At 55.3% G+C, this 15,882-nt stretch carries 13 protein-coding genes; 9 read left to right on the forward strand and 4 right to left on the reverse strand.

The window, feature by feature from the left end; translation table 11 throughout:
- The first annotated feature begins 833 nt into the window (after positions 1-833).
- From BJF95_RS22005 to BJF95_RS22020, 4 genes are read left to right on the forward strand one after another with little or no spacing between them, the layout of a single operon-like run.
- Positions 834-1,853 (forward strand): sulfate ABC transporter substrate-binding protein, encoded by a 1,020-nt coding sequence (locus BJF95_RS22005; RefSeq protein WP_075641656.1) that lies wholly within the window; start codon positions 834-836, stop codon positions 1,851-1,853.
- Positions 1,854-1,859: 6 nt separating this feature from the next.
- Complete coding sequence (gene cysT, locus BJF95_RS22010) at positions 1,860-2,717, forward strand: sulfate ABC transporter permease subunit CysT (protein ID WP_075641657.1); 858 nt, start codon at positions 1,860-1,862, stop codon at positions 2,715-2,717.
- Positions 2,710-3,585 (forward strand): sulfate ABC transporter permease subunit CysW, encoded by an 876-nt coding sequence (gene cysW, locus BJF95_RS22015; RefSeq protein WP_075641658.1) that lies wholly within the window; start codon positions 2,710-2,712, stop codon positions 3,583-3,585. Before cysT ends, cysW begins: the two co-directional genes overlap by 8 nt.
- A gap of 21 nt (positions 3,586-3,606) precedes the next feature.
- Positions 3,607-4,635, forward strand: a complete 1,029-nt coding sequence (locus BJF95_RS22020) for a sulfate/molybdate ABC transporter ATP-binding protein (protein WP_075641659.1) — start codon at positions 3,607-3,609, stop codon at positions 4,633-4,635.
- A gap of 88 nt (positions 4,636-4,723) precedes the next feature.
- Here the strand turns inward: BJF95_RS22020 and BJF95_RS22025 are convergent, their stop codons facing one another.
- The 3 genes from BJF95_RS22025 to BJF95_RS22035 all read right to left on the reverse strand — a co-directional run bounded on the left by BJF95_RS22025 (position 4,724) and on the right by BJF95_RS22035 (position 7,852).
- Positions 4,724-6,076 carry an FAD/NAD(P)-binding protein gene (locus BJF95_RS22025; RefSeq protein WP_075641660.1) on the reverse strand — a complete coding sequence of 451 codons (1,353 nt, stop codon included), beginning with the start codon at positions 6,074-6,076 and terminating at the stop codon, positions 4,724-4,726.
- 40 nt (positions 6,077-6,116) lie between these two features.
- Positions 6,117-6,575, reverse strand: a complete 459-nt coding sequence (locus BJF95_RS22030) for an RrF2 family transcriptional regulator (protein ID WP_075641661.1) — start codon at positions 6,573-6,575, stop codon at positions 6,117-6,119.
- Between the two features lie 356 nt (positions 6,576-6,931).
- Positions 6,932-7,852, reverse strand: coding sequence for a hydrogen peroxide-inducible genes activator (locus BJF95_RS22035; RefSeq protein ID WP_075641662.1), 921 nt, complete (start codon positions 7,850-7,852; stop codon positions 6,932-6,934).
- 178 nt (positions 7,853-8,030) lie between these two features.
- Here BJF95_RS22035 and katG point away from each other — a divergent pair, with 178 nt between their 5' ends.
- Together katG and BJF95_RS22045 are read left to right on the forward strand one after the other, a co-directional pair.
- A complete protein-coding gene (gene katG, locus BJF95_RS22040; protein WP_075641663.1) occupies positions 8,031-10,205 on the forward strand; it encodes a catalase/peroxidase HPI in 2,175 nt (724 codons plus the stop codon).
- A gap of 180 nt (positions 10,206-10,385) precedes the next feature.
- Positions 10,386-11,516: a PQQ-dependent sugar dehydrogenase gene (locus BJF95_RS22045; protein WP_075641664.1), complete on the forward strand. Its 1,131-nt coding sequence runs from the start codon at positions 10,386-10,388 to the stop codon at positions 11,514-11,516.
- 18 nt (positions 11,517-11,534) lie between these two features.
- Here the strand turns inward: BJF95_RS22045 and BJF95_RS22050 are convergent, their stop codons facing one another.
- Positions 11,535-12,536, reverse strand: a complete 1,002-nt coding sequence (locus tag BJF95_RS22050; protein WP_075641665.1) for an ABC transporter ATP-binding protein — start codon at positions 12,534-12,536, stop codon at positions 11,535-11,537.
- A 196-nt stretch (positions 12,537-12,732) separates the two neighbouring features.
- Here BJF95_RS22050 and BJF95_RS22055 point away from each other — a divergent pair, with 196 nt between their 5' ends.
- The 3 genes from BJF95_RS22055 (at position 12,733) to BJF95_RS22065 (ending at position 15,856) form a co-directional block, all read left to right on the forward strand.
- Positions 12,733-14,028 carry an extracellular solute-binding protein gene (locus tag BJF95_RS22055; protein WP_075641666.1) on the forward strand — a complete coding sequence of 432 codons (1,296 nt, stop codon included), beginning with the start codon at positions 12,733-12,735 and terminating at the stop codon, positions 14,026-14,028.
- Between the two features lie 104 nt (positions 14,029-14,132).
- Positions 14,133-15,017: a carbohydrate ABC transporter permease gene (locus tag BJF95_RS22060; protein WP_425348724.1), complete on the forward strand. Its 885-nt coding sequence runs from the start codon at positions 14,133-14,135 to the stop codon at positions 15,015-15,017.
- A complete protein-coding gene (locus tag BJF95_RS22065; RefSeq protein WP_075641668.1) occupies positions 15,014-15,856 on the forward strand; it encodes a carbohydrate ABC transporter permease in 843 nt (280 codons plus the stop codon). Before BJF95_RS22060 ends, BJF95_RS22065 begins: the two co-directional genes overlap by 4 nt.
- Positions 15,857-15,882 lie beyond the last annotated feature (26 nt).

Consider the following 15,882-nt stretch of genomic DNA (forward strand, 5'->3'; position numbering starts at 1 on the left):
AGCCAGGATCAAACTCTCAAGTTGAGAATTCAATCTTAACTAATCACTGTATGTTCTGAATCGACGAGAACTCACTCGATTATGTCTTTACGCATCCAAACCGCATCACTGCAATCCAAACACAACACAACCTGGTGTTCTCATATCAAAACGTGACCGTCATTTGTCTTCTATCAGAGCGTTTATTGCTAAACTCTCCAACGCAAAACCGCCGTCCACGTTTCTCTTTCTTCTCATATATAATTGTCAAATAACTGACGGTATCAACCGTCAAAAAACCACCCCAACCAAACCCGAAAGCTCGGTCATTCAAACTATAAAAGCTATCTAGATGATCTCTAAGAGCGAAACCAACACTTCNTCTCATATATAATTGTCAAATAACTGACGGTATCAACCGTCAAAAAACCACCCCAACCAAACCCGAAAGCTCGGTCATTCAAACTATAAAAGCTATCTAGATGATCTCTAAGAGCGAAACCAACACTTCCAAAGAAGCGCCGCCTCGTTCGGTGAGGCGGTTTCTAGGCCCACAGCCCAAATATGTCAAACGGATTTTTAGCGAAAATCCCACTTTTCTGCCAATGGTTTGATCGTACACGATATTTGTTGTTTTCATTGCGTGAATTGGAAATGCAAGCTCGCAAATGCCTCTGACAATTTTTTACGCTCTGCACATAGCGCACTCATATCATTCTAAAATGGATGCGCTTGACGCGATATCCGCACGTCTTGGAGGGCGGAAAGGAAACCAGTTTTGCTTTTTAAGTCCAGTTAATTGACATGGTCTATTAATTTTATAGACTGATAGTAGTTAACCACGGGAGCCATTTATGAGACGCAGAAGCATTACACTTGGACTGCTCGGAATTTCTCTCGCGACGGCTATCTTGCCGACAGCACCTGCTTTCGCTGGCCAGGAGCTTCTCAACGTCTCCTATGATCCGACGCGCGAACTCTACAAGCAATATGATGTCGTGTTTGAAAAATACTGGAAGGGCAAGACCGGGGAAGATGTCACCATCAACCAATCCCATGGTGGCTCCGGCAAACAAGCGCGCGCAGTCATTGACGGATTGGAAGCAGATGTTGTGACTTTGGCACTTGAGGCCGATATTGACGTGATTGCCGAAAAGACCGGGAAAATCCCTGCCAATTGGAAGAGCCTGCTGCCCAATAACAGCGCTCCTTATACATCCACCATCGTGTTTCTGGTGCGAAAGGGCAATCCCAAGGGCATCAAGGATTGGGGCGATCTGATCAAGGACGATATTCAGGTGATCACGCCGAACCCCAAGACCTCGGGCGGAGCGCGCTGGAATTTCCTCGCCGCTTGGGCATGGGCGAAAAAGGCCTATGGTGGCGATGATGCGAAGATCCGCGACTATATCACCAAGCTCTTCCAGCATGTCCCCGTTCTTGATACCGGCGCGCGTGGTGCGACACAGACTTTTGCAGAGCGCGGTATCGGCGACGTTCTGATCGCATGGGAAAATGAGGCCTACCTGTCGTTGGACGAACTTGGCCCGGATAAGTTCGACATCATAGCACCCTCCATCTCCATCAAAGCCGAGCCACCGGTGGCATTGGTCAAGGGCAATGCCGACGCCCACGGCACCACCAAGGTTGCGACAGCCTATCTCGAATATCTCTATTCGCCAGAAGGCCAGCAATTGGCGGCCAAGAATTATTATCGCCCGTCCGATCCGTCAAAAGTGAATCCCGAGGACTTGAAGCGGTTTTCCAAGCTGGATCTGGTAACAATTGAGGATTTCGGCGGATGGAAGAAAGCTCAGCCTGAATTTTTCAGCGACGGCGGTATTTTTGATACGATTTACAAGCCAGCGCGGTAACAGATCATGACCACCCTTTCCCTCTTCAAGGGTTGGCATTGGAAACATCCGAGCGTCATTCCCGGTTTCGGGATGACGCTCGGACTGTCTCTGTCGATGCTGACACTCATTGTTCTCATCCCGCTCGCAGCACTGGTGCTAAGGGCGGGTTCGCTTGGACCAACAGGAATTCTGGCGATTGCCTCCGATCCTCGTATTCTGTCGGCATTAAAGGTAAGCTTTGTCACAGCGATGATCGCCGCCACGGCGAATGCAGTGTTTGGTACGCTCACGGCCTGGGTTCTGGTGCGTTATCAGTTCCCCGGCAGACGGCTGCTGGACGCGCTGATTGATCTGCCGTTCGCCCTGCCGACAGCGGTTGCGGGCATCGCGCTCACAACAATTTACGCACCCAACGGGCTGATTGGCCAATGGCTGGCCCCACTTGGCATCAAGGTGGCCTATACGCCTCTTGGCATTGTTGTTGCGTTGATCGCGGTTGGCTTTCCCTTTGTGGTGCGCACGGTTCAGCCCGTGATGGAGGAAATTGCGCGCGAAACGGAAGAAGCCGCAGCGACGTTGGGGGCCAGACGGTTCCAGACATTGTTTTATGTTGTTCTTCCGCCTCTCGTTCCCGCCATTCTCACCGGATTTGCGCTGGCACTGGCGCGCGGCGTTGGTGAATACGGCTCGGTGATCTTCATTGCGGGCAATTTGCCATTCAAATCAGAAATCGCGCCGCTTCTGATCGTGATCAAGCTGGAAGAGTTCAATTATACGGCTGCCACCGTGATTGCCGCGATCATGCTCACCATCTCTTTTGTGATGCTGTTCATTATCAATGGCATTCAAAACTGGAGCCAGAAGAGGTTTGGCAATGGCTGATCAATCTCAACGTAATTTGGCCCAAAGCAATCTGGCACAACGTGATCCGACAACCGAGCCCACTGCCATTCGCTGGCTGCTGATCAGCCTGGCATTTGTTTTTCTGGCACTTTTTCTGATCGTGCCGCTGGGTGCCGTGCTCATTCGCGTTTTTCAGGCAGGCTGGAATTCTTTTGCCGCAACACTGACCGATCGAGATACGCTCTCAGCGATCAAGTTGACGCTTGCGGTGGCGGCTCTGGCTGTCCCCTTTAATCTGGTGTTTGGCATCGCCGCCGCTTGGGCGATTGCCAAATTTGATTTCAAGGGAAAAACCATTCTGATCACGCTGATCGATCTGCCGTTTTCCGTCTCGCCTGTGATTGCCGGTCTGGTCTATGTCTTGCTGTTCGGGGCCGATAGTTGGCTGGGGCCGCAGTTGAAAGCCATGGGCTTTCCTGTTGTGTTTGCCTTCCCCGGCATTTTCCTGGCCACGGTTTTCGTGACATTTCCGTTCATCGCGCGCGAGCTTATTCCTTTGATGGAAGCGCAAGGCACGGCAGACGAGGAAGCCGCCATTACGCTGGGTGCCACAGGCTTGCAGACCTTCTTTCGCGTCACCTTGCCGAATATCAAATGGGCGCTGCTCTACGGCGTGCTTTTGTGTAACGCCCGAGCGATGGGCGAGTTTGGTGCCGTTTCCGTGGTGTCTGGCCATGTGCGCGGCAAGACCGACACGATGCCGCTGCACATTGAGGCGCTTTATAATGACTATAACACGGGCGGAGCATTTGCCGTTGCCTCGCTGCTGGCAGCCCTTGCCCTCGTCACCCTTCTTCTCAGAACATTGCTGGAACTGCGTTTTGGCAATGGCGCTGCTCACAAATAAGCCGGAAAGGCAGGACTGTTCATGGATATCCGCATAGACCACATCCGCAAGGAATTCGGCGATTTCCCAGCCCTTCACGACGTGTCTCTCAACATCGGCTCCGGCGAGCTGATTGCGCTGCTCGGCCCTTCCGGCTCAGGCAAAACCACCCTGCTGCGTTTGGTGGCCGGGCTGGAGTTTCCCACCCAAGGGCGGATTCTGTTTGGTGATGAGGACGCGTCGTGGAAGAGCGTGGCTGAGCGCAATGTTGGTTTTGTTTTCCAGCACTATGCTTTGTTTCGCCATATGAGCGTGGCTGACAATATTGCCTTTGGCCTGAATGTGCGCCCTGCCAAAAACCGCCCGCCAAAAGCCGAAATTCGCCGCCGCGTTGAAGAACTGATCGAGATGGTGCAGCTGTCCGGCATGGAAGGGCGCTATCCGGCTCAATTGTCCGGCGGGCAGCGCCAGCGTGTGGCCTTGGCCCGTGCCATGGCCATTGAGCCGCGTGTTCTTTTGCTGGATGAGCCCTTTGGCGCGCTTGATGCCAAGGTGCGCAAGGAATTGCGCAAATGGCTGCGCGAGTTTCATGATCGGACCGGCCACACCACGCTTTTTGTCACCCATGATCAGGAAGAAGCGCTGGAACTGGCCGATCGCGTCGTGGTGATGAGTCAGGGCAAGATTGAGCAAGTTGGCTCTGCAGATGATATCTATGACAACCCGCAATCGGCCTTTGTCTTTTCTTTTGTCGGTGACAATGCGTCGCTGCCTGTAAGCATTGATCAAGGCCAGGTGCTGTTTAACGGCAAACCTTTGGGAATCGAAACATCGATTGCCCGCAACAGCGCCCGCCTGTTCTTTCGTCCGCGCGATATTGCGCTGCGCAGCGAAGGACCGGCGCTGGAGGGGCGGATTGTGTCCAGCCGACGGCTCGCCGGTGCACGCATTGCCGAGCTGGATATGGGATCAGGAACGGACGGGCGGATCGAAATTGAACTGCCGCTCACGGTTGCGTCCAATCAGGGCGACATTGTCCGCTTCCTGCCATCACGATGGTCAGTATTTTAAGGCAACGGTTTTTGCTCCTACAGCGCCATGCTCCCTTTTTGGCTGATGGCGCTGTAGGGAAAATCGACATTCATTCATTTAACCGTTCCTAAGCCTCACGCGCCTCAATCCGCTGCGCCTGGAGTTGTCGGGCGATGTGTTGCGCTTGCAGGCGAATATCCGGAATTGCGATTGTCTCCCAAAACGTGCCCAGTGTGACCGGCCCCATGCCGAAAATCCGGTTTGAGCTTTTGCCATGGGCATCGATGAGGCTGAAATTTCCGTCAAACTCCAAGCCTAAACCCAAACAATCCTGCCGCGCTTGCCCTTGTTTGAGCAATGAGCCGAGCAAGGGGGGCAAGCCATGCACCGCTCTTCTGCGGATGCCCCGACAATCATAGACCGCATCGGCTTCCAATTCGCAGCAGCTATTGGACGCGATGTTGTAAAAGGTCAGGATTGTTCTGTCATTATAGGCCAGCGCATCCACAAACCGTCCCTTCTTGATCTCTAACTTTTTCTCGTGCAGGGCGGCTTGCAATCGTGCCGCCTGCGTCTGGGGCATGCGGTGACGATGAATATCCCACAATGATGCGGCATGCCGGAGAAACCGGGCGCGTGAATCCTTGGGCAGATGTTTCCACACGGTCTGAATATGGGGCCGCAGACCATCCATCACATCGCGCCAATTGCCCCCCACCGCTTGATGGGCCGCAACAAGCTGTGTAAGCCAGCGCATAAGATAATGAATGCTTGCGCCCAGCGGAATATCGGCTGTGGACAGCGAAAGCGGATGGTGCGGCCCATGCGGTCTTGGCAGCAGTCCTTTGCGCGAGATGGCAAGGATTGGCCCTTGATGGCCAGCATCGAGCAAAGACAGCACTTTATCGACCATGGTCAACCCCGTGCCGAGAATGACCACCCGCGCTTCGCGATCATCTGGCACCTCCTGCGCCCAAGGGTCGAGCAGCGGTCCATCCGAAGCCTGCCGCGTGCCGAAACCCGCGGCAATCACCACGAAATGCGCGGGCAAAACGGAGCCATCGGCCAACAGCACCTCAGCACCGGCTTCAAGTGGGCGCAGGCCACAACATTCCTGCGCGATAATCTGCACCGGTGCGGCTTGCGCCGATGTGGTCAGGGTGTGCAGCAGTTTTTCGAGATAGTCCCCATACAACATGCGAGGGACAAATCCGTCACCCGCTGTGGCTCCCGGATGATGGATGTCCAGCCAGCGCACAAAATCATCTGGCACATCGGCGAAAGCGCTGATCTGCGCTGCACGCACGTTCAGCAGGTGAGAGGGGTTCGATGTTGAATAGGCGAGCCCACGCGCCAGATGGGGTCCGGCCTCAACAATCGTGATCCGGAATTTGTCTACTTCATTGCGATTTTGAAAGAGATGGGCGGCCATCACAATGCCACTGGCACCACCGCCGATGATAACGATATGCTTTGTCATGACGGCCTCCGGCAACACATCGAAAGGCGTTCAAGAGAGTTTAAGAAACCCCCAGCATACGCCCCAATCCATCGGCTTCGTTGTCCACCATATGTCTCAGGTCGGAGAGGGATTTGTTGTCGAGCACCGCCGCAATGGCCTCGCGCACTTCCAGCATTGTCAATCGGACCGGGCAGGTTGCTTCGTCGGCACAATCCTTGCAGCGGTGATAGGCGGTGCGGCTCGCGCAGCCTATGGGTGCCAAAGGCCCGTCGAGAACGCGCAACGCGTGGCCCACCATGATCTCTTCCGGCTTGCGGGTCAGGCAATAGCCGCCGCCCCGCCCCTTTCGGGCAAAGACAAACCCGCTGTTGCGCAGATCTGCAAGAATGGCATCGAGAAATTTTTTCGACATTCCCTGCGCTTCGGCAATTTCCATCGATTGAACCACGACACCTTCGGGCAGGCCTGCAAGATGATAAAGCGCTTTCAACCCATATTTGCCTTTCATGGACAACATCGGGCACTCTTTCCTTCTGGCAATTGATATTGAATATGGATTCGGTCCACAGACCATAAAGACATTCGCGTCCTTCTTCACTCTCGAACTCGTCCATTATTCCCTCCATCTGAAGCATTTCAGATCATGAGAGCCTGTCTGGGAAAAGCGATGAGTGGTTTTTCCGAAATGACAAGCTCGAACAAAGGAAACGAGAGCCCGCACGTTCAATCTGAACCTGACCGACCCTAATGCATAATCCTCTAGATGCCTTCCGATTTAGAGGATTGCCCATTAGTCTATCAGTTTTATGGACTATGTAAACTAAAATTCTATTCTGAATGACGCAAAGCTGCCATCGGCGTTTTTGCCGTGCCTCAGCAAATCATATCGCGGGTGTTGTATTGCTTGTTCAAGCCCACTTCGCGCACGATATCGGCAATTTGCGCAAACTGCGCTGCCAGTGGGTTTGTTTTGCGCCAGACCATGCCGATGGTACGAAACGGGCGAGGCTGCGCCAGCCGCGACATCGACACATCAGACGAGCGGGTTTCAATCGAAACCGCCATATCCGGAATGAGGGTGACGCCAATACCGGCACCGACCATTTGCACGAGGGTGGAAAGCGAGCTGCCTTCCATCAAATCCCGTGGGGCGGATGCGGTTATGTCGCAAAAAGACAGGGCCTGCTCGCGAAAGCAATGGCCCTCTTCCAACAACAACAGCCGCATTTTTTTCAACATATCGGCAGACGGCACCGGCTTTTGCCGATCTTCCAACGGGCGTACCAGCACAAATTCTTCATCAAACAGCCCCACCTCTTCCAGCGATGGCTGCGAAACCGGCAAAGCCACAATGGCCACATCCAAGCGGGCTTGCATCAGGTCTTCAATCAATTTTTGCGTAATCGCCTCTCGCGGCCTCGGCTCCAGTCCGGGATAGCGTTGCGCCAGCAGCTTGATAATATCGGGCAGCAAATACGGTGCCACGGTCGGAATAACACCGATGCGCAAACGGCCAGCAAGAGGGCCTTGTTCGGATCGTCCGAGATCTTTCAGCTCATCAACGGAGCGCAAAATGGCCCCCACCCGCTCGGCAAATTCTTCGCCCAAGCTGGTGAGGCGGATTTGTCGCCCACCGCGCTCCACCAGAGATGCGCCGATCATTTCTTCCAGCTCTTTGATCTGCACAGACAATGCTGGCTGGGAAATGGCACAGTTTTCGGCCGCACGGCCAAAATGGCCATGGCGGGCAAGCGCATCAAAATAGCGCAGATGTTTCATAGACAGTCCTATCATAATCTCAGCTTATCGCAGTCTTCAGAATATACAATTGGAATTTATGGAATTGCCTTGTTAGCTATTGTTTGTCCGAAAGTTGGTTTCGACGGGCCTTTGGCGCGCGTTGTCGCGGCTGGCCGATGGAAGTCCCTTTCAGGGTCCGGATCATAAATGAACACGTCTATTGGAGACTAAAATGAGTGCGAACGACATGAAATCGGCCGGAAAATGTCCGGTTATGCACGGCGGCAATACCGCGACCTCCGCGTCGAATACGGATTGGTGGCCGAACGCTCTCAATCTCGATATTTTGCATCAACATGATACCAAGACCAATCCCTTTGGCAAAGACTTCAACTACCGCGAAGCCCTCAAGACGCTTGATGTTGATGCCTTGAAAGCCGACATGCATGCCTTGATGAAAGACAGTCAGGAATGGTGGCCTGCCGACTGGGGTCACTATGGTGGCTTGATGATCCGTATGGCATGGCACTCGGCTGGTTCCTACCGCCTGGCCGATGGTCGTGGCGGCGGCGGCACCGGCAACCAGCGCTTTGCCCCGCTCAACTCCTGGCCAGACAACGTCAGCCTTGATAAGGCCCGCCGCCTGTTGTGGCCGATCAAGAAGAAGTACGGCAACAAGATCTCCTGGGCCGACCTGATGATTCTTGCAGGCACGATTGCCTATGAATCCATGGGTTTGAAAACCTTCGGCTTCTCCTTTGGCCGCGAAGACATCTGGGCACCGGAAAAGGACGTTTACTGGGGTGCCGAAAAGCAATGGCTTGCCCCAAGTGACGAGCGCTATGATGATGTGAGCAATCCAGCCACCATGGAAAATCCGCTCGCCGCCGTGCAAATGGGTCTGATCTACGTCAATCCTGAAGGCGTGAACGGCACCCCCGATCCGTTGAAAACAGCGGCTCAGGTGCGCGAAACCTTTGCCCGCATGGCCATGAACGACGAAGAAACCGTGGCCTTGACCGCTGGCGGCCATACCGTTGGCAAGGCCCATGGCAATGGCAATGCAAGCCTGCTTGGCCCAGAGCCAGAGGCTGCCGATGTCGACATGCAGGGTCTTGGCTGGGCCAACCCGAACCAGACCGGCAAGGGTCGCTACACGGTCACCAGCGGCATTGAAGGTGCTTGGACAACCCATCCAACCCAGTGGGACAACGGCTATTTCTATCTGCTGTTCACCTATGAGTGGGAGTTGAAAAAGAGCCCGGCTGGTGCGCACCAGTGGGAGCCGATCAACATCAAGGAAGAAGACAAGCCGGTTGATGTGGAAGATCCTTCGATCCGCTACAACCCCATCATGACCGATGCCGATATGGCCATGAAGATGGACCCGGCCTACCGCGCCATTTCCGAGCGCTTTTATAAAGATCCGGCCTATTTCTCGGATGTGTTTGCCCGCGCCTGGTTCAAGCTGACCCACCGCGACATGGGGCCAAAGCCGCGCTATTTCGGCCCGGATGTTCCTTCGGAAGATCTGATCTGGCAGGACCCAATTCCTGCTGGCAAGACAGATTACGATGTGGACGCCCTCAAGGCCAAGATCGCAGCCTCTGGCCTGTCGATCAGCGAGATGGTGTCAACCGCCTGGGACAGCGCCCGCACATTCCGCGGCTCTGATATGCGCGGCGGTGCCAATGGTGCCCGCATTCGTCTGGCTCCGCAAAAGGATTGGGAGGGCAATGAGCCACAGCGTCTGGCAAAGGTTCTGTCCGTGCTGGAACCCCTTGCCGCGCAAAGCGGTGCAAGCATTGCCGATGTGATCGTGCTGGCCGGTACCGTGGGCGTTGAACAGGCTGCCAAGGCTGCGGGCTTTGACGTGAAGGTGCCTTTCGCCCCCGGTCGTGGTGATGCAACAGATGCCCAGACCGATGCGGACTCCTTCTCGGTGCTGGAGCCGCTGCATGATGGCTATCGCAATTGGGTCAAGAAAGACTACGCTGTCAGCGTTGAAGAACTGATGCTGGATCGCACCCAGTTGATGGGTCTGACAGCGGCTGAAATGACCGCTCTCGTCGGCGGCATGCGCATGCTGGGCACCAATTATGGTGGCACAAAGCATGGTGTTTTCACCTCCCAGGAAGGTGCCCTCACCACCGACTTCTTTGTGAACCTGACGGACATGGCCAATACATGGAAGCAGATCAGCAAGAATATTTACGAAATCCGCGATCGTAAAACCGGTGCAGCCAAGTGGACAGCAACCCGCATGGATCTGGTGTTTGGATCAAACTCGATCCTGCGCTCCTACGCCGAAGTCTATGCGCAGGACGATAATAAAGAGAAGTTCGTTCACGACTTCATCAAAGCCTGGACAAAGGTAATGAACGCCGATCGCTTCGATCTGGTTTAATCGCCCTTGGTGTTTGCTCGAGTGCCGCCGCCTTGAGCAGCCCCTGCATGCTGGTGATCCAGCATGCAGGGGCTTTTTTTGTCGTGAAACAGATGGATGGCCGACCACGTCCATTATGCATATTGAAATCAGCCACTCCGAGAACCAGATAGCTTAGAAGGCTGCGGTGGAGGAGGAAACATGAGGCGGATATCGACAACACTCTTTTGTCTAGCGTTGATCGGCTCTGCAAACGCGCAGAGCATCAATGCCGGTGACAGCCCGGTATCTCCCACCAAGCCCTTTATTGCCAAAGAGGTTGCGCGCTTCAACACGCCATGGGCAATTGCCGTCTTGCCGGATGCGCAGATGCTGATCACCGAAAAGCCGGGAAAGATCTTCCTTGTGGACCCCAACGGCCATAAAACGCCCGTGTCAAACGTGCCAGCCGTTGCCGCAGAAGGCCAAAACGGGCTGCTGGACATTGCGGTATCGCCCGGCTTTGCAACCAGCCGCGACATCTATTTCACCTATTCCGAGCCGGGCGCATCGGGCAGCAGCCTTGTTTTGTCGCGCGCAAAACTTGTGACATCAAAAGATAAGGCAGCACTGGAAAACAAGCAGATCATCTGGCGGCAAACGCCCGCCGGTGGCGGCGGACAGTCTGGCGGTATCATTGCCTTTGATCCCAATGGAAAGCAGCTCTATCTCACCGTGGGCGACCGTATGCGCCCTGAGACAGCGCAAGACCCCGATCAGGCGCGCGGAAAACTGCTTCGGCTTAATCTCGATGGCTCAATCCCGGCGGATAATCCCCACGCGGATAAGGGTGGTGTGCGCGGCGAAACCTTCACAACCGGCCATCGCAACCCCTATGGTTTAGCCTTTGCGCCCGATGGCAAATTGTGGCTGCATGAGATGGGACCGCGTGGTGGCGATGAGCTTAATCTGATCAAGGCTGACGGCAATTACGGCTGGCCGCTGGTCTCAAATGGCGACAATTACAGCGGCAAACCCATCCCGCGCCATTCCACCCGGCCAGAGTTTATCGCGCCTGCCCTTTATTGGACGCCGGTGATTGCGCCTGCAGGGCTTGTTTTCTATCAGGGTGACATGTTTCCAAAGTGGAGCGACTCGGCGCTGATTGGCGGCCTTGCCGCAACCGCCCTGGTGCGGGTGAGCTTTGACGCCAAAGGAAATGCCCGCGAGGCGGACCGCTGGGACATGGAGGCGCGCATCCGCGATGTGGCTGTCGCGCCTGACGGTGCGGTGTGGCTGATCGAAGATGACAGCGATGGCCGCCTGTGGCGTCTGACACCGCGAAAGATGTAAACGCCAAGCCTTATCGCCCTACCTCAGGGCGTGGCCAGTCTCATCAAAGCGATGGAGGCACCCCTCCATGGGCTTGACGCGAACGGTGTCACCAATCTTCGGCTCATAGCTGCCACTGGTGCGGACTTGCAATTTTCCGTAGATGCCGCAATCCATGGTGATGAATGTATCACTGCCAAGGCATTCGGCAACGGTGACAGTGCCGCGCCAGGCATCGTCATCCTCTGACAGCACAAAATGTTCAGGCCGCACACCAATGGTGGTCGCGTTGTAGTGAGAGGCCGCCTCGCCCGACACAAGATTCATTTGCGGTGAGCCAATGAAGGCGGCCACAAACAGATTGGCCGGCCGATGATAAAGTTCCAGCGGCGTGCCGAGCTGTTCCAGAACACCCTTGTTGAAAACCGCAATCTTGTCGGCCATGGTCATGGCTTCCACCTGATCATGGGTGACGTAAATGGTGGTTGCGTTCAGTCTTTTTTGCAAATCGCGAATTTCAGAACGCATTTGCACCCGCAATTTTGCATCAAGATTGGAAAGCGGCTCATCAAACAAAAAAACCTTGGGATCGCGCACAATGGCGCGGCCCATGGCCACCCGCTGGCGCTGCCCACCGGAAAGAGCGGCGGGCTTGCGGGCCAGATAGGGTTCCAGCCCCAGAACGTCAGAGGCTTGCGCAACACGGGCCTTGATGTCGTCCGCCGAATGGCCTGCCAATTTCAAGGCAAAGCCCATGTTCTCGGCAACCGTCATATGCGGATAGAGCGCATAATTTTGAAAGACCATGGCAATGTCGCGCTCACGCGGGCTCAAATCGTTGACGCACACGTCATCGATAAAAATATCGCCACCCGACACCTCCTCAAGGCCCGCCAGCATGCGCAGAAATGTGGATTTTCCACAGCCAGATGGTCCCACCAGCGCCAGAAACTCGCCATCACCGACAGCGAGATCCACACCATGGATCACCTGTAAAGCCCCATAGGATTTGCGTAAATTCTCAATGCGCACCACAGCCATGATTTCCTCCCAGACAAAATGCTTGACGCAAAACAAAAGTGATTTAATCTATTTATTGCGCGATGGGAAGATGTCTGCCGGAGGAGAGAGCAGACACCCGATAACCGCACGGAGCGGGTGTTGCCCTGTGGTTGAGCGCCCGCAATTGAGGGTTTCACGCATGGCATGCAGGGCCTTGCGATCTTGGGAGGAAGAGATGAAAAACAACACGCATGCTTTGGCGCTGGCGGCACTGATGATTGCCCCCACCGTTGCGAATGCCAGTGACATGATCACCGGCGACACGGTTGGACCGGCTGACGCCGCCAATAAAATGACATTTCGCATGACCACCGATGGCCCGCGCAACAATGATCCCGTGGTGGCGGAAGGCTATGGCAAGCTGTTTAACCAGTTTATTGCCAAGCATCCCGGCTGGCGCATTGAATTGCAGATGATGTCGGGCGATATTGGCCAGGAACAGGCCAGATTGGTCGAGCAGGCCAAATCCGGCAATGCGCCCGATTGCGCCGCCGTCGATTCCTTTGTGTTGCCGCTGTTCAAAAAGGCTGGCGTGCTGAAATCCTTCTCGCCCTATTTCACCAAGGAAGAAATTGCCCAACTCTTCCCCTATGTCCGTGAAGGCATCACCGGAACGGACGGACAAATTTATGCCTGGTGGTGGTCCACCGATCTGCGTGTGCTTTATCGCAACAAAGAGATCATTCCCGATGCGCCGCAGACCTGGGATGAAACCAAGGCTGCCGCTTTGCAATCGGTCAAGCAAGGCATGGAGGGCATTCTCTTCAACGGCTCGCGCTATGAAGGCACCACCTTTGATTGGCTGGCCAATTTCTGGGCGCAAGGCGGCAAGCTGGTGGATGATGCCGGCAAGCCCATCTTTGGCGAAGGGGCAGAGCGCGAAAAATTCGTCAAGGCGGTCAATTACTATCGCGATCTGGTGAAATCCGGTGCGGCCCCCAAGCGGGTTGCCACCATTGGCAATTATGACGATTTCAATGCCGCAGCGGCAGCGGGCACAACGGCGCTGTTTGTTGGTGGCAATTGGCAATATGCGCAGCTGCAATCGGCATTGGAGCCGGAAGAGCTGGCGAAATGGACCTTCTCGCCCCTGCCCGGCCCCACCAAGGATCAGCGCTCGACCGGCACCGGCGGCTGGACAGTTGCCTCTTTTGCATCCGATCCTGCCAAGGTGAAAATGTGCGCCGATCTGGCCCGCGAGGTGTATATGGGGCCAGCCAATGAGGTTCAGGGGCAATTGCCCACCCGCGCCGATCTCTATGACAAGTACAAGATCTTCTCCTCTGACATCAACAAAGCCTTTTCTGAAGCTTTGAAAGTGGGCCAGGCCCGGCCCGGTGCACCGATCTATCCTGAAATTTCCAATCAGATTCAAATCATGATGGGCAAGGTGTTGACGGGCACGCAAGACACGGATGCCGCCGTGGATGAAGCCTTCAAGGCCTCACTTGCCGCTTACAAACGCCAGTGAATGCCGTTTGAGGCTGCGGAGCCATGGCTCCGCAGCACTTTTATTGACCTCAGAAGGTGTAATCCATGACAACCATCAGCGTGCAGGCTGGCAAAACGCCGGGCATGGCCCGAAGCCGCCACCGACCAAAGGTCGCCCCCTGGCTTATGCCGCTCATTCTGGTGCTGGGCGTTTTCTATCTCTATCCGGTGCTGGATGTGCTGCGGCTGGCCTTCACCCACGCTACCTTGCTGGGTGATGAGGGCGGCTACACGGTCTCAACCCTGATCAACACGCTGACCCGCGCAGAAATTCCGCAAATTCTGTGGGTGACGCTGACCTTCACGGCGGGTTCCGTTCTGGCGCAACAGCTGTTTGGACTGGTGATTGCGCTGGTGGTGGTGCGGGCGGAAAAACGCAGGCTGTTTGGGGCCACGCTTTTGCGCACCACAGCCCTTATTGCCTGGGTGGTGCCGGGCATTGCGGGTGGCATCATTTGGAAAATGCTGTTTAACGAAGCCCCGTTTGGCGGGCTAAATAGCCTGCTAAGATTGATTGGTGCAGGCCCTGTGCAATGGCTGTCCGATCCGCATCTGGTGATGTGGTCGGTGGTTTTATCCAACGTGTGGCGCGGCACCGCCTTTTCCATGGTGGTGATGTATGCCGCCATCAAGGCCATTGATCCGGTGCTGTATGAGGCGTCAGCCGTCGATGGGGCGCGGGCAGATCAGCGGCTTCGCTACATCACCCTGCCGCAGTTGAAATCGGCCATTCTGGTCAATCTGATTTTGATCACCATCCAGACGCTCAACACCTTTGATGCCATCATTTCGCTGACCGGCGGCGGGCCGGGACGCGCCACCGAAGTGCTGTCGCTCTATACGTTCAATGTGGTGTTTCGCAATTATGATCTGGCGGCGGGTGCGGCGCTGTCCATCCTCATGCTGATCATCTCGCTGGGGCTTGCCTTGATCTATGCCGCCTTTTTGCCAAAAGGAGACGACACATGAAGGCGCGCACGAGTGAACGTCTTGGTGACGCATTGAGCTATCTTTTCATGCTCGTCACCTTCGCCTTTTTTGCGTGGCCCCTGCTGTGGCTTTTGTCTTTGGCGCTTCGCACCCGCAAGGAAGTGTTTCTCGGCGTCAGCCGTTTCATTCCCAAAGCGCCAACCTTGGATAATTTCGCGATGATCCTGTCGTCCGACAAGTTCATCTCATACCTTTGGAACGCCCTGAAGCTCTCCAGCCTGTCGGCGACGGGCTGTTTGATCGTCGCCCTGCCCGCCGCTTACGCATTTTCGCGTTTTCAGTTTAAAGGCAAGGGCTTTTGGATGATGGCGCTGCTCTCGGTGCAGATGATTTCGCCGCTGGTGATCATGGTGCCGCTCTATCGCTATATGGCGGCAATTGGCCTGCTGGACAGCCATTTTGGCACCACCATGGTCTATGTGGCGCTGGCCGTTCCGGTGTCCACCTGGATCTTGAAAGGGGCCATCGACGGCATTCCCAAAACGCTGGACGAAGCGGCAATGATGGACGGCTGCACCCGCTTTGGTGTGTTCATTCGTGTCATCTTACCGTTATCGACCCCCGGTATAGCCTCGGCCTTCATCATTGCCGTGATCAGCGGCTGGTCGCAATTTCTGGTGCCGTTCCTGCTGATCACCAAGGAATCGCTCACCCCGATTGGTGTCGGCATTTTTCAATATGCTGGCACCCAAAATGACTCCTCCATCCAACTTCTCGCGGCGGCCTGCCTTGTTTCGGTTGTGCCTGCCATTGTCGCCTTTCTCTCGCTCCAGCGCCTTATTCTCGGCGCGATGACCGCCGGAGCCGTGAAGGGCTGAGCCAACCGTGTTGAAAGACTTTAGGA

The organism is Rhizobium oryziradicis (assembly GCF_001939045.1).
GTDB classification, from domain to species: domain Bacteria; phylum Pseudomonadota; class Alphaproteobacteria; order Rhizobiales; family Rhizobiaceae; genus Allorhizobium; species Allorhizobium oryziradicis.

Excerpts from the sequence above, each read along its gene's own strand:
- BJF95_RS22030 (WP_075641661.1), bottom strand. The coding sequence starts at position 6,575 with ATGTTGTCCATGAAAGGCAAATATGGGTTGAAAGCGCTTTATCATCTT.
- cysW (WP_075641658.1), top strand. The coding sequence starts at position 2,710 with ATGGCTGATCAATCTCAACGTAATTTGGCCCAAAGCAATCTGGCACAA.
- cysT (WP_075641657.1), top strand. The coding sequence starts at position 1,860 with ATGACCACCCTTTCCCTCTTCAAGGGTTGGCATTGGAAACATCCGAGC.
- BJF95_RS22035 (WP_075641662.1), bottom strand. The coding sequence starts at position 7,852 with ATGATAGGACTGTCTATGAAACATCTGCGCTATTTTGATGCGCTTGCC.
- BJF95_RS22060 (WP_425348724.1), top strand. The coding sequence starts at position 14,133 with ATGGCCCGAAGCCGCCACCGACCAAAGGTCGCCCCCTGGCTTATGCCG.
- BJF95_RS22050 (WP_075641665.1), bottom strand. The coding sequence starts at position 12,536 with ATGGCTGTGGTGCGCATTGAGAATTTACGCAAATCCTATGGGGCTTTA.
- BJF95_RS22065 (WP_075641668.1), top strand. The coding sequence starts at position 15,014 with ATGAAGGCGCGCACGAGTGAACGTCTTGGTGACGCATTGAGCTATCTT.
- BJF95_RS22045 (WP_075641664.1), top strand. The coding sequence starts at position 10,386 with ATGAGGCGGATATCGACAACACTCTTTTGTCTAGCGTTGATCGGCTCT.
- BJF95_RS22025 (WP_075641660.1), bottom strand. The coding sequence starts at position 6,076 with ATGACAAAGCATATCGTTATCATCGGCGGTGGTGCCAGTGGCATTGTG.
- BJF95_RS22020 (WP_075641659.1), top strand. The coding sequence starts at position 3,607 with ATGGATATCCGCATAGACCACATCCGCAAGGAATTCGGCGATTTCCCA.
- BJF95_RS22005 (WP_075641656.1), top strand. The coding sequence starts at position 834 with ATGAGACGCAGAAGCATTACACTTGGACTGCTCGGAATTTCTCTCGCG.
- BJF95_RS22055 (WP_075641666.1), top strand. The coding sequence starts at position 12,733 with ATGAAAAACAACACGCATGCTTTGGCGCTGGCGGCACTGATGATTGCC.
- katG (WP_075641663.1), top strand. The coding sequence starts at position 8,031 with ATGAGTGCGAACGACATGAAATCGGCCGGAAAATGTCCGGTTATGCAC.